Source organism: Bifidobacterium sp. 7101 (assembly GCF_000499285.1).
GTDB classification, from domain to species: Bacteria; Actinomycetota; Actinomycetes; order Actinomycetales; family Bifidobacteriaceae; genus Bombiscardovia; species Bombiscardovia apis_A.
The window spans coordinates 208,887-220,532 of the sequence record NZ_AWUN01000004.1 but is presented as its reverse complement, the minus strand read 5'-3'; the positions used below and the strand labels follow the sequence as shown (position 1 = coordinate 220,532).

Annotated in this window: 12 protein-coding genes and 1 tRNA gene; 7 read left to right on the top strand and 6 right to left on the bottom strand. The window is 58.6% G+C overall.

All coding sequences use genetic code 11. The annotated features are described in order from the left end of the window. The 3 genes from P272_RS0106640 to P272_RS09325 all read right to left on the bottom strand — a co-directional run. Positions 1-314, bottom strand: a 314-nt coding sequence (locus P272_RS0106640; RefSeq protein ID WP_029678761.1) for a hypothetical protein, incomplete at its 3' end; no start/stop codon positions are given. A 176-nt stretch (positions 315-490) separates the two neighbouring features. After that, a complete protein-coding gene (locus tag P272_RS0106635) occupies positions 491-1,294 on the bottom strand; it encodes an FtsK/SpoIIIE domain-containing protein (RefSeq protein WP_029678760.1) in 804 nt (267 codons plus the stop codon). A gap of 778 nt (positions 1,295-2,072) precedes the next feature. Then, positions 2,073-2,273, bottom strand: a complete 201-nt coding sequence (locus P272_RS09325) for a helix-turn-helix transcriptional regulator (RefSeq protein WP_155805033.1) — start codon at positions 2,271-2,273, stop codon at positions 2,073-2,075. A 120-nt stretch (positions 2,274-2,393) separates the two neighbouring features. Between P272_RS09325 and P272_RS09320 the strand changes: the two genes are divergently transcribed. Both P272_RS09320 and P272_RS0106615 read left to right on the top strand, forming a co-directional pair. After that, a complete protein-coding gene (locus P272_RS09320; protein ID WP_029678756.1) occupies positions 2,394-3,125 on the top strand; it encodes a helix-turn-helix domain-containing protein in 732 nt (243 codons plus the stop codon). 1 nt (position 3,126) lies between these two features. Beyond that, entirely contained in the window at positions 3,127-4,278 is a 1,152-nt protein-coding gene (locus P272_RS0106615) for a tyrosine-type recombinase/integrase (RefSeq protein ID WP_029678755.1), read from the top strand. A gap of 55 nt (positions 4,279-4,333) precedes the next feature. On the opposite strand, the gene P272_RS0106610 is transcribed toward P272_RS0106615, so the two are convergent. Further along, positions 4,334-4,407: transfer RNA gene (locus P272_RS0106610), tRNA-Pro, on the bottom strand. Between the two features lie 128 nt (positions 4,408-4,535). On the opposite strand from P272_RS0106610, the gene lysS reads away from it, so the two are divergent. The 4 genes from lysS (at position 4,536) to P272_RS0106590 (ending at position 8,991) form a co-directional block, all read left to right on the top strand. After that, entirely contained in the window at positions 4,536-6,164 is a 1,629-nt protein-coding gene (gene lysS, locus P272_RS0106605) for a lysine--tRNA ligase (protein ID WP_029678754.1), read from the top strand. Between the two features lie 24 nt (positions 6,165-6,188). Next, positions 6,189-7,169 (top strand): 1,4-dihydroxy-2-naphthoate octaprenyltransferase, encoded by a 981-nt coding sequence (menA, locus tag P272_RS0106600; protein ID WP_029678753.1) that lies wholly within the window; start codon positions 6,189-6,191, stop codon positions 7,167-7,169. A gap of 66 nt (positions 7,170-7,235) precedes the next feature. Beyond that, complete coding sequence (menA, locus tag P272_RS0106595; RefSeq protein WP_052323225.1) at positions 7,236-8,183, top strand: 1,4-dihydroxy-2-naphthoate octaprenyltransferase; 948 nt, start codon at positions 7,236-7,238, stop codon at positions 8,181-8,183. A 67-nt stretch (positions 8,184-8,250) separates the two neighbouring features. Next, on the top strand, positions 8,251-8,991 hold the full coding sequence (locus tag P272_RS0106590) for a phosphoglyceromutase (RefSeq protein ID WP_029678751.1): 741 nt from the start codon (positions 8,251-8,253) through the stop codon (positions 8,989-8,991). 186 nt (positions 8,992-9,177) lie between these two features. Here the strand turns inward: P272_RS0106590 and phoU are convergent, their stop codons facing one another. Continuing rightward, positions 9,178-9,855 carry a phosphate signaling complex protein PhoU gene (gene phoU, locus P272_RS0106585; RefSeq protein WP_029678749.1) on the bottom strand — a complete coding sequence of 226 codons (678 nt, stop codon included), beginning with the start codon at positions 9,853-9,855 and terminating at the stop codon, positions 9,178-9,180. Positions 9,856-10,056: 201 nt separating this feature from the next. On the opposite strand from phoU, the gene P272_RS0106580 reads away from it, so the two are divergent. Next, complete coding sequence (locus P272_RS0106580) at positions 10,057-11,307, top strand: sensor histidine kinase (protein ID WP_081709085.1); 1,251 nt, start codon at positions 10,057-10,059, stop codon at positions 11,305-11,307. Here P272_RS0106580 and P272_RS0106575 read toward each other — a convergent pair. Further along, entirely contained in the window at positions 11,240-11,527 is a 288-nt protein-coding gene (locus tag P272_RS0106575; protein WP_029678747.1) for a hypothetical protein, read from the bottom strand. The two genes, P272_RS0106580 and P272_RS0106575, sit on opposite strands and share 68 nt — an antisense overlap. Between the last annotated feature and the right edge of the window lie 119 nt (positions 11,528-11,646).

Here is an 11,646-nt window from a genome sequence, read left to right as displayed (position 1 = left end):
TCTATACGGGTTGCTTCCTTGGTTACATAGTCAAAAGCCTGTTGCTTCGTTCCTTGGCGCATCTCGCAATGTGCGTCCTCGATACCGCCGGATTCCAACGCTTTCTTCAAGGTGCTGAACCTTAACGGCTGACCGGCTTCCAGCCATAACTGATAATGCTGATATGCGTTCTTCCCCTCGCCCTGCTCGAGTTGCCCGCAAAACGGATAAGCAGACAAGGCATTTTCAATGACCGAGAAGGGCCGATTTTCGGCCTTGATGGTAAGGAGCCAACCCCGTGAGCGTGTATCCTGCTTGCCATGAGAACGAACCATTGTTGAACCTCCTGCCTGTCTGGCACAAACCCCGCACAAGCGGGCACAAATATGATTGCCGCTCGCAAACCTTGGGAGGGCTGGCGCGAACAATACAAAGCACTAAGAACAGAAGTCGGGGTAACACTAGTCCCGACTTCAAGGGGGTTACGGCCGAGGGCCGTAACCCCCGCTCGCTACGCTCGCCCAGGCTGTCCGGAAAGATTGCGGCGAACCCGCCGTAGGTACTCCCGATAGTCAAGCGAATACGAGTAGAAGTGGATTCGCTCACCCGGGAGGTCGCACAAACCCTCGCCAGGGGCAAACTTGGGAAAAGCGGCAATCAACGCCTCATCAATGCTATCGTGAAGCATGCGCACCGCATCAGCATTATCCAAACGCAGGCTAATGCGGATCGCAAACTGCGCCCTGGCATCAGTGTCAATGCTGGCACTGGAAAACCTTTGTGCAATCATTAACACTCTGAAACCAACCTTCGCGCCTTCCCTCAGAAGCCGGCCGGTAAGCAGCTCAATCCTCGATGCCAACCGTTCAGCCGGCTTGCGAGCAGTCGCCTGGTCGTCGGCTTTAGCGGCGGCCATGATCCCTGGCCATTCCTCCAAAACGACGAATACCATGGGGGAGGAGGGGCTGAACCGAGTCAAACCATCACTGCCGGCTTCCAGTAGCTCTCCGATGCGCTTTTCCATCATCGCAACCAAGTTCCGCAAAACCTCAACATAGCGCGATATGGGGTCTAACCCCCCGGCGCGCAACTCGGGCATCGGCCCGTCTTGAAACGGGGCGAGCACGATACCCGTGGGGTCAAGGCCGGCCACAACCACATCGGGACGACGTGAAAGCTGGCTAAGAACCACATAGGTGAGCATGGACTTACCGGAGCGAGTCTGCCCCTGAATGGCGATGTGGCAAGGGGCATCGGGGTCGAGGGTGAAATCGTCACCCTCGACCGCGTCGCGTCCCAAGAGTAGACTAGTCATCAGGAAGCTGGCTCATCGGAATCGGGTTGAAGTACAGCGTGAGGTACACCGAGTCCGGCGAAGCTTGTTCCACGGTCAGGTCTCTGCGTAGTACCCGTTCGAGCTGACGCTCAGCGTCAACGAGTGCTTGCGCGCTGGAGCCCCGAGCCCGTGGGCGCACCGTCAGACGCACTCCACGTGGGGTACGCTCATGCCGGAGAACAAGTGGGGCACCTACTATCGTACCGTCCGCTCGCTTCTCGGCGAGACCTGCCTCATACATGCAAGACCGCCATCGCCATCTCAGCAGCCAGAGGTACATGTAGCTTCGCAAAGGGTAGGCTCCGAAAACAAGGGGGCGCCGGCCGAACCGAAAGATGTGGACGACCCAGGCCACCATCAAGAGCAGGAGAACCGAGCTAGCTGCCATCATGAGGGGCCACTTGAGAAGTGGGGGTATAGTCATGTCGTAGGTCAAGACCTGCCCCCTCCTGTGCTGATGGGCTGGACGCCCTCAGCTGAGTAGGCGATCCCGGCTCTGCCATCGAGGTTCCATAGCCGGGCAGTCCACCCCACCAACCGGACTGGCGAAAACGTTGAAAGCTTCGGCAATTCGGCCGCAGGCAGAGTGAGAGTTGTCTTTACTAGCTCCGGAGTCGAATGCCCGTCCTTAGCTTCGACTAGGCATAGCAGGACAAACTGCGGGGTCCCTGACCGATCATGTTTTTGGCGGCCCTCAGTGTCTTGCTTGGGTTCCAGGCTGAGAGCCCGTAGGGTATAGCTATCGCCGTCGAGGTAATTATTTTTCATCATTATTGTCCTTTGCTGTCGGATTGATCCAAGTGACTACATCGGTTTGCCGGTACAGCACTATCCGGCTATTGGCCGGTTTCAAATAGGCTGGGGGCAGACCTCGATAGCGGCGGTCTGCCAGGGTTCTTACTGACAGCCCAGTGAGGGCTGAAAGCTCCTGTGGGGTGAGTAGTTCTTTAGCGGACATATATCAACTCCTTTTCTTTTAGCATTTCTGGCTGTACTAATGCCAGTACACTGATACTAGCATATGGAGTTCCTGGATTTGGTTACCTGTGGTGGTAGGCTGGCTAATATGGGAGTGAAAATGAATAAAAACGACTCTGTCCGTATGAACACGCTTGTGGGTCGAGCCATGAGATCGTTAAGGGAAAAGAATGGCTTAAGCCTGGACGATATAAGCAGCACTGTTCTTGAAATTGGCGGCCAATGGAGTCGCAATTCGATTGCCACTCTCGAACGAGGAGAGGTGAGCTGTACGCTAGCGAACCTCATTTTGTACGCTGCGGCTTTCACGAAGCTGACGAATAAAGAGTTGAGGCTCGATGATTTGATTGACAGCTGCGACAAGGTGCTTGTCTCCGGTGATTTTGTGCTTCCTTACAACGAATTGCGCATCTTTCTTTCCGGGGGCTGTCTCCATCCGCATCCTGCTGTTAGGAGCAGTAGTTTGCTGATTAGGATTGCGAAGAGTTCGGAAGGCAAATCGTGGCCAAAACGGTTTTTGCAGACCTATAAACTTCAAGAGCCTTCTCTCTCGGAGCAGCGAGCTGCACGCAAAATCTCCCGATTACTTGAAGAAGAAAACTGTTCGGCACCAGTGGATGGGCTCACTGTGCAAGCTTGGTGCCTCTATCTGCAAGACGGTAAGCGATTAACCGAAGCTTCAGAAGCAATGGCGAAGGCAACCCCTTCTAAAGCCTATGTCAATGGAGGCAAACTCAGTCCGCAGGCTATAGGGCATGCCACGAGAAAGCTTACAGAAGAGATACGCGCGGCCATTGTTCGCCAGCTCGAAAGCGACGAGAAGGAAAGCTAGAATGGCCTCAATCTCCAAGTATGAGAATACGGCAGGCAAGACCCTGTATCGAGTGCGCTACAGAAAACCCGACCACACTAATACCGATAAAAGAGGATTCGCCCGCAAACGCGATGCCGAGGCGTTCCTGAACGAGATAGAGCGTGCAAAACGGCGAGGTGAGTACATAGACGAAGCAGACTCGCGCGTCCTCATAGAAGACCTCGGGGAGCAGTGGCTAGCGTCAAAACAGAACGCCATGAAAGCCAGCTCCTACCATTCACTGGAAGTGTCCTGGAACACCCATGTCAAACCAAAGTGGGGCAACTACAGACTCAGCGACATACGCCATAACGACATACAGCAGTGGGTTAACCAGCTCAGTTCAGGCAGTCCTCATTCACGGCCACCGGTGAAGGCAAAAAGTCCGACTGTGGTCATTCGGGCGGAAGGTATTCTACTGGGGATTCTACGCTCGGCGGTGCAAGACCGCCGCATACTCTCAAACCCGGCGGAAGGCATCATTCTGCCCAGAAAAAAGGCAAAGGAGCACGTCTACTTATCCGCCGAAGAACTGATGAATCTGGCCGAGCATTGCGGAAATCACCAAACGCTCGTTCTCGTCCTGGGGCTTTGCGGCCTTCGCTGGGGGGAAGCGGCAGGCTTGCGTGTTGAAGATGTTGACTTCTCGCATCGCACCATACTTGTTGCCAGAAGCGCCACCATGGTAGGCAACCGCATCATAATCGACTTTCCCAAGAACGGTAAGCCCAGGAAAATTGTATGGCCGGCTATCCTTGAGCCGGGGCTCAAGGAAGCCGTCACGGGCAAACGGCCTTCTGATCTGTTGTTCAGCGAACCGGAAGGGGACTACATCTCCCGAAGGCGAGCAGCGGGCAAGGCGGGCTCATGGTTCAATAGGGCCCTCAAAGAGACGCGCCTCCCGGCTATGTCGCTCCATGACCTACGCCATACGGCCGCCTCGCTGATGGTGTCTGCGGGAGCCAACGTCAAGGCAGTACAAAGGCAGCTCGGCCATGCCAAAGCGTCAATGACCCTTGACGTGTACAGCGATTTGTTTGAAAGCGACCTTCAATCGGTTTCGCTCGCTCTTAACCAGATTGTTTCTCGTACAACTGTGGGCAAAATGTGGGCAGAACCATCAGGAAAGTAAAGAAGAAGCCTAGGAAACTGTTGCTATTACAGCGTTCCTAGGCTTCAAGCCATTGTCGGGGTAGGGGGATTTGAACCCCCGGCCTCTTCGTCCCGAACGAAGCGCGCTACCAAGCTGCGCTATACCCCGTGACAACGTTCTATATAGTACACGTACCGTCGGCCAAACGCCATCGTCTGCGCGGCGCGACCGTTTAACCGCTTGCCCTTCGACGGTACCCCGGGCCAAGTACTGGCTCATGCGTAAAATAGCGACTTATGAATGACTCATCGGAAGAAACCCCTCGTCTGACGACGGTCGAACGCGCCCAGGCGTTGCTTGACCAGGATATGGCCATCACGGAGAAGATCGATCAGGGCGCCCAGCTGGATGACGCCATCGATCCCGACAATCTGACGGACGGCGCTGAAGGACATCCTGAACAGGTGCGCATGCGTGTGGCCAAGAGGGCGCTCATGCTCAAGGAAGGCATCGAACCCTACCCGGTCCATCTGGATGTGACCGACCGCATCGAGGATGTGCGCCGCAAGTATCAGGACCGCCTTGAGCCGGGCCAGGAGACCGAGGATGTGGTTGGCATCGCCGGCAGGGTCCTTTTCCTGCGCAACGGCGGCGGTCTCTGCTTCGTCCAACTGGCGGCGGGCGATGGCACCCGCATCCAGGGCATGATCTCCAAGCGTGAGATCGGCGCTGATTCTCTGAAGCGGTTCAAGCAGCTGGTCGACCTTGGTGACCACCTCTACCTGCGCGGTCGCGTAGTCGCCTCCAAGACCGGCGAACTCTCCGTCTTCGCTACTGAGTGGAACATCGCAGCCAAGGCTCTTCAGCCCCTGCCCGCCCTTCATAAGGAACTGACCGAGGAGCAGCGCACCCGCAAGCCCTACCTGGCCATGATTGCCGATGAGGATGTGCGGGCCATGGTCCGCCGTCGTTCCAAGGCCGTCTCCTCCCTGAGGCGTACCTTCGAGGACCACGACTTCATGGAGGTCGAGACCCCCATGCTGCAGACCGTGCATGGCGGCGCTGCAGCACGTCCCTTTACCACGCATATGAACGCCTTCGACATCGACCTCTACCTGCGCATCGCCCCTGAGCTCTTCCTCAAGCGTTGCCTGGTCGGCGGCATTGAGCGGGTCTTCGAGATCAACCGTGACTTCCGTAATGAAGGCGTGGATGCCACCCATGCCCCGGAGTTCACCATGTTGGAGGCCTATCAGGCCTACGGCACCTACGACACCATCGGAGAACTGACCAAGGAGCTGATCCAGAAGGCGGCCATGGCCACGGCTGGATCGCTCAAGGTGACCCTGCAGGATGGCAGCCAGTACGACTTCGGCGGGGACTGGCGCCAGATCAGCATGTATGAGTCCCTTTCCGAGTCCCTGGGCGAGGAGATCACCCCGCAGACCAGCGTGGATCATCTGCGGACTATCGCTGACAAGCTGGGCTTGGAGGAGGAGCCGGCCGAAAACCATGGCAAGCTGGTCGAGCATCTCTGGGAGCACTTCTGGCAGGACAAGCTGTATGAGCCGACCTTCGTGCGTGATTTCCCGGTCGAGACCTCGCCCCTGGTCAAGGCCCACCGTACCAAGCCGGGCGTGGTCGAGAAGTGGGACCTTTACGTTCGCGGCTTCGAGCTGGCCACGGGCTACTCCGAGCTCAACGATCCGGTGGTCCAGCGGCAGCGGTTCGTTGAGCAGGCCAAGATGGCCAGCCGCGGCGATGTCGAGGCCATGGACATTGACGAGGACTTCCTGGAGGCCCTGGGCGTAGGCATGCCTCCCGCTGGCGGCATGGGTATGGGCATCGATCGTCTGCTGATCGCCCTTACCGGCGCATCCATCCGCGAGACCATCACCTTCCCCCTGGTCAAGCCGCTGATCTGAGACGATAACAGGGAAGGGACGGTCATGAATATCAAGCTGTGGATGGATGGTATGCGTCCCAGGACGCTGCCTGCCTCGGTGGCCCCTGTCTGCGTGGGTGCTTCGGCTGCACTCTTGGAGCGGTCACGGCTTCTGGAACAGTGCACCAGCTCTTGCTCGCCCACGCCTGTCGACCCTGTCCTGAAAGCGGTCACACCGGGACGGTTGGCCCTGATCGTGGTCTTGTTGGTCCTGCTTGCTCTGTCTATGCAGATTGCAGCCAACTTCGCCAATGACTATGCCGATGGCGTTCGCGGCACCGACTCCGGTCGTGGCGGTGAAGAAGCCGCCTCCGGCAGACCGAGACGTTTGGTGGCCGCCGGCGTGCCGCCCAGGAAGGTGCTCTACGCCACCATGATTTCGGCGGCCTTCACCTGCTTGATGGGTCTGGCCGTCATGGCGCTGACCGGTCACTGGTGGATGATTCTGGTCGGGGTCTGCTGCCTGGTCGCCGGCTGGTGTTACGTGGGCGGCCCGCATCCATACGGCTACCACGGGCTGGGCGAGGTCAGCGTCTTTATCTTCTTCGGTCTGGTGGCCACCCTGGGCACCGAGTACTTCCTCATTAATAGGGTCGATGCGGCCGGCATCCTGGGTGCCTGCGTCTGCGGGCTCAATGCCGTGGGTCTGCTCATGCTCAACAATTACCGGGATCTGGATGACGATCGCCGAGCCGGCAAGCACACATACGCGGTTCTGGTGGGTGCGCGCGCAGCGTCTATTTCCATTTACCTGGTCTACATCCTGAGCCTGGCTCTGGGCCTGGTTCAGTTCGTTCCGGCTGTCATGCGACGTGGCCTGCCCGGCTTCCCACTCGTGCTGGTCCTGCTGCCAGTGGCCGCCGTCTTTCTGCTGATCTGTCGAGCCTTCGCCCGTGGCCAGGTGCCCAAGGCCTTTGGTATGGCAGGCAAGGGTACTCTGGTCTCCGCCCTATGCTGGTCGGCGGGGCTGCTCCTGCAGCTGTGAAAATCTTGATACTCTCATAAGAGAGCAGTCTGACTTTCGAGCAATTTGGTGGATAATCAGGCAATCATGTTCATCACACTTCGGGAATACAAGGACGCACTGCGGCCCTCGGCCCTGCTCTGCTCGCCCACGCCGGTTCTGATCGGTACGGCAGTGGCCCTGCGGCAGCTGTTCAGCCAAGGGCTGGGACCGGATGCGCGCTTCTGGCTGATCGCCCTCTTATGCTGTCTGACGGCTGTGTTCATTCACAGCACCTGCAATCTGGCCAATGACTACTTTGACGGAATCAGGGGTACCGACGAGGGCCGGAGCAGCCTTTCGGGTGCAGGCGCTGATGGGGCGGTGCCTGATTTGCCCAGAAGAGGGGTTGCTGGTGGGGTGGAGCCTCGGAAGGTCCTGCTGTCCGCCTACCTCAACATCCTTATGGCCTGCCTGTCCGGCCTGATTCTCTGCTGGGTGACAGGCCACTGGTGGATGATCCTGGTAGGCATCTTCTGCCTGCTGGGAGCCTGGTTTTACACGGGAGGTAAGCACCCTTACGGCTATAGGGCCATGGGCGAACTGAGCATCATGATATTCTTCGGCCTGGTGGGCGTGCTGGCCACCCAGTACATGGAGACCGGCGGCATCGACCGTCACGGGTTCATCGGTGCCCTTGTCGGCGGTCTTATCTGCATCCCCGTTCTGGAGATCAACAACTATCGGGACATTGATGCGGACCCCTTGGCTGGCAAGTACACGCTGTCTTCCTTCATCGGTGCAAGAGGCACGCTGATTCTGATGGGGTCCTGCTATGCCCTGGCTGTGATCCTGGGCGTGGTCGAGTCGTGGTCCCTGTCTGATGGCTCCCTTGCCGACGCTTGGCCCTGCCTACTCTGCCTGCTGCCCGTCCTGGCCCTGGCCATCGCCACCACAGTGGCCAGCTGTCGGAACCGCTTCAGTAGGGCCTTTGCGTTGTCGGGCTACACCGATCTGCTTACAGGGTTCTGCTGGCTGGGTGTCTGCCTGCTGTAAGTGACCGCTCTACAGGGGAACCTGTAGGTCCGCCAAACAGTCTCACTTAGGTCTTAGAATTTTCACTATGACCTACAAACTAGTATTGCTCAGGCACGGCCAGAGCGCATGGAACAACACCAATCAGTTCACCGGCTGGGTGGACGTCCCGCTGACCGAGCAGGGCGAGCAGGAGGCCCGTAAGGGAGGCAAGCTGCTCAAGGATAAGGGTGTTCTGCCGGACATCGTCTTCACCTCACTGCTGCGCCGCGCCATCAACACCGCCAACATCGCCCTGGACGAGGCCGACCGTCTTTGGATCCCTGTCAAGCGCGACTGGAGGCTGAACGAGCGTCACTACGGAGCCCTGCAAGGCAAGAACAAGACCGAGATCCGCGAGAAGTACGGCGACGAGAAGTTTATGCTCTGGCGTCGCTCCTATGCCACCCCGCCGCCCGCGATCGACCCTGACGACGAATACTCGCAGTCCCACGATCCCCGGTATGCCGGAGCCCCTGTGCCCCGCGCCGAGGCGCTGGCCAACGTCGTCAAGCGCGTCACCCCTTACTGGGAGAGCGACATTGTCCCGGAGCTCAAGACCGGCAAGACCGTTCTGATTGCCGCCCACGGCAACTCCCTGAGGGCCATCGTCAAGATGCTCGACAACCTGACCGAGGACGAGATCGCCAAGGTCAACATCCCCACGGCCATCCCCCTGGTCTACGAGCTGGACGAGAACTTCAAGCCCATCAAGCCTCGCGGCGAGTACCTGGATCCGGAGGCAGCCGCAGCCGGTGCTGCTGCTGTGGCGGCCCAGGGTCAGAAGTGAGCCCCAGATCCATCTGATGATGTGAATCGGACTTTGGATACAGAGCATCCAAAGTTATTGAGGTGGTGTCTTCTCCCTTTGTGGAAGGCACCACCTTTGGTATTTATTCTTGGTGGTTGGGGGAGTAAAAAAGGACCGTCATCCGACCAACTATCAGGTGACGGGCCGCGCCCCTCTGCTGTCTGTTCAGTCCAAATCGAGGTCGAGATCCTTGGGGTCCTTGGATGGGTCGAAGCCCGAGACGATATAGACCACGCGCCGGGCCGCCGAGACGCCATGGTCTCCCAGACGCTCCATGAAACGTGCCACCAGGACCAGGTCGATCAGCTGCTGCCTTGTTCCCTTCCAGTCGTCTGAGAGGGCATAGCCGAATGTCTGCTGGTGGAGCTTGTCCATCTGGTCATCGCTGACGATGATCTGCTCGGCTATGGTCGTGTCCCTGTCGGAGAGCATCTCGACCAGACGATCGGCCATGACGTCCAGAAAGTCCTGCATCTGTTTGAACAGGGGGATGACCTCGTCTGGCAGGGTCGGTTCGGGGTAGGAGCGCCTTGCCGTCTCGGCGATGTGCCTGGCCAGGTCTCCCATGCGTTCGAAGGTGGCTGACAGACTCAGCGTGGAGACCACCACCCGCAGATCAGTGGCCACGGGGCTCTGCTTGGCCAAGAGCCTGATGCATTGGTCGATGATGCTGGCCTGGAGGTTGTCTATATCGGCATCCCCGTCAATGACTTCCTGGGCGGTCTCTACGTCGCTGTCCATCAGGGAACGCCCGGCTTTTTTGATGGCATCGCGAACCTTGGCGGCCATCCGATCGAGATCGTCGGCCACCAGCCCCAGCTCCTCGTTGAAAATCACGCGCATTGTTCTTCCCTTTCGGCCTTGGTCAACGATATGACTCCAGTCTATGTGACCAAGGTGGCAAGAAAAAGTCAGAACCGAAGAATGTCGGGCCATAGGAGCGGCAATCGATGTCGGATATGCGAGAATAAAGCCGGAACTGCCGATGAGACTTGGTTGATGTCGTAGCGTCTGGGGTCGGCGCCGGACTGGAGGGAAGTCCTTATGAGACGGTTCATGGACCGCCTACGCAGCCTTATGGGCAACCGGAGCAAGGATGGTGAACAGGCCGATGGCGAGGCTTTGGAGGGCTCGACCCAGGCCTTGCTGGCGCTTATCCCCGCCGCCACGGTTGTGGTTGATGGCGATGACGAGGTTGTCCGCTCCAGCCCGGATGCCTACAGGCTGGGAATCGTCAGCAACGACGAGATCTCAAATCCGAAGATCATCGAAGCCATCGGGCAGGTACGGCGTTCGGGCGGTCGACGCAGTTTTAATCTGATCACGCGAACGCCTACCGAATTCGCTCTGGATGCCGCAGCTGAGAGCACGGAATCCGATGACTGGGATATTGACGAGGCCGAGGATCCTGGGGACGCGACCCGTGTTCAGGCCCAGGCAGTGTCCAGAAGGAACTGGCTCAAGGTCACCCTGGGTCGCATCGACCAGTCCTTGGTGGTGGTGCTTATCGATGATGTGAGCGATTCGGTCAGGTTCGTTCGGACCAGGGACGCCTTCATGACCAACGTATCCGAGCAGATGCTCAAGCCGGTCCAGGCCCTGGAGGAGCTGGCGGCACAGCTCAAAAACACCTCCCACCTGGAGGGTGATGACCCAGAACTTCTTCGCAGCCACCTGCGCAGTGTCTCCAAGGATGCTTCCTCGGTCCAGCGCTACAGTGCTTATCTGGGGCATGTGCTCAAGGATCTCCTTCTGCTGATCCGGGCTCAGGAGCGGATCAAACCCAGCAGGGAGAATGTGCTTGACGTGGCTGAGCAGATTCGTGCAGTGGTACAGGATGAGCAGGATAGAGCCGACCAGGCCCATGTGACCCTGCGATGGCGATGCGACCGGCCGCTGACTATTCATGGCGACGGGCAGCAGATCAGAGTGGCTCTAGCCAAGCTGGTGGAGAATGCTATCTCCTATTCGCCTTCGGGCTCTACCGTTTCCCTGGTGGCACAGGCCTCCAAGGACGGGAACTACGGAATCATCAGGGTGGTCGACCACGGCCGAGGCATATCCAAGACGGACCAGGACAGGATCTTCGAGCGTTTCTACCGCGCCGACAATCAGAATGAGGAGACCGCCGTTGGCATCGGCCTAGGGTTGGCCATCGTCAAGCATGTTGCCCTGACCCACCATGGCTCGGTCACGGTCTGGAGCGCGCCTGGAGAGGGGAGCACATTTACGCTGATGCTTCCTCTGGCTCAGGGTCCGGTTGCTGGGCAAGGCGACGATAATCCCAGCGATTGAAATGCTCCCAGATCATCAGCAGGATGCCCACGCCAACCCCGGACAGGCAGACGATCAAAGGCTTGGTGACCGTCATTCCGGTCAGGGCCAGAATGCCCACCACAACCAGCGCCAGAATCCAGGCGCCAGTGCCGAGTAGGAAGATGCGTCGCAGGTCCACCTGCACGGGCCGTGGCGATGGCCTGCGGGCATCCGGGTCGAAAATGGGAGCCAGCTTCATACCCCCACTGTACCGTTCGCAATGACATGCTGCGACCCCCTCGCCTTGCCCATGCTTCGGCCCTTGTCTTATCATGACGGGGATTGGTGGGTTCGTATGCACCGGCCCATGGAGGGATT

Bases quoted from the DNA above. Each gene is read 5' to 3' on its own strand.
- P272_RS0106635 (WP_029678760.1), bottom strand. From the start codon at position 1,294: ATGACTAGTCTACTCTTGGGACGCGACGCGGTCGAGGGTGACGATTTC.
- P272_RS09325 (WP_155805033.1), bottom strand. From the start codon at position 2,273: ATGTCCGCTAAAGAACTACTCACCCCACAGGAGCTTTCAGCCCTCACT.
- P272_RS09320 (WP_029678756.1), top strand. From the start codon at position 2,394: ATGAATAAAAACGACTCTGTCCGTATGAACACGCTTGTGGGTCGAGCC.
- P272_RS0106615 (WP_029678755.1), top strand. From the start codon at position 3,127: ATGGCCTCAATCTCCAAGTATGAGAATACGGCAGGCAAGACCCTGTAT.
- lysS (WP_029678754.1), top strand. From the start codon at position 4,536: ATGAATGACTCATCGGAAGAAACCCCTCGTCTGACGACGGTCGAACGC.
- menA (WP_029678753.1), top strand. From the start codon at position 6,189: ATGAATATCAAGCTGTGGATGGATGGTATGCGTCCCAGGACGCTGCCT.
- menA (WP_052323225.1), top strand. From the start codon at position 7,236: ATGTTCATCACACTTCGGGAATACAAGGACGCACTGCGGCCCTCGGCC.
- P272_RS0106590 (WP_029678751.1), top strand. From the start codon at position 8,251: ATGACCTACAAACTAGTATTGCTCAGGCACGGCCAGAGCGCATGGAAC.
- phoU (WP_029678749.1), bottom strand. From the start codon at position 9,855: ATGCGCGTGATTTTCAACGAGGAGCTGGGGCTGGTGGCCGACGATCTC.
- P272_RS0106580 (WP_081709085.1), top strand. From the start codon at position 10,057: ATGAGACGGTTCATGGACCGCCTACGCAGCCTTATGGGCAACCGGAGC.
- P272_RS0106575 (WP_029678747.1), bottom strand. From the start codon at position 11,527: ATGAAGCTGGCTCCCATTTTCGACCCGGATGCCCGCAGGCCATCGCCA.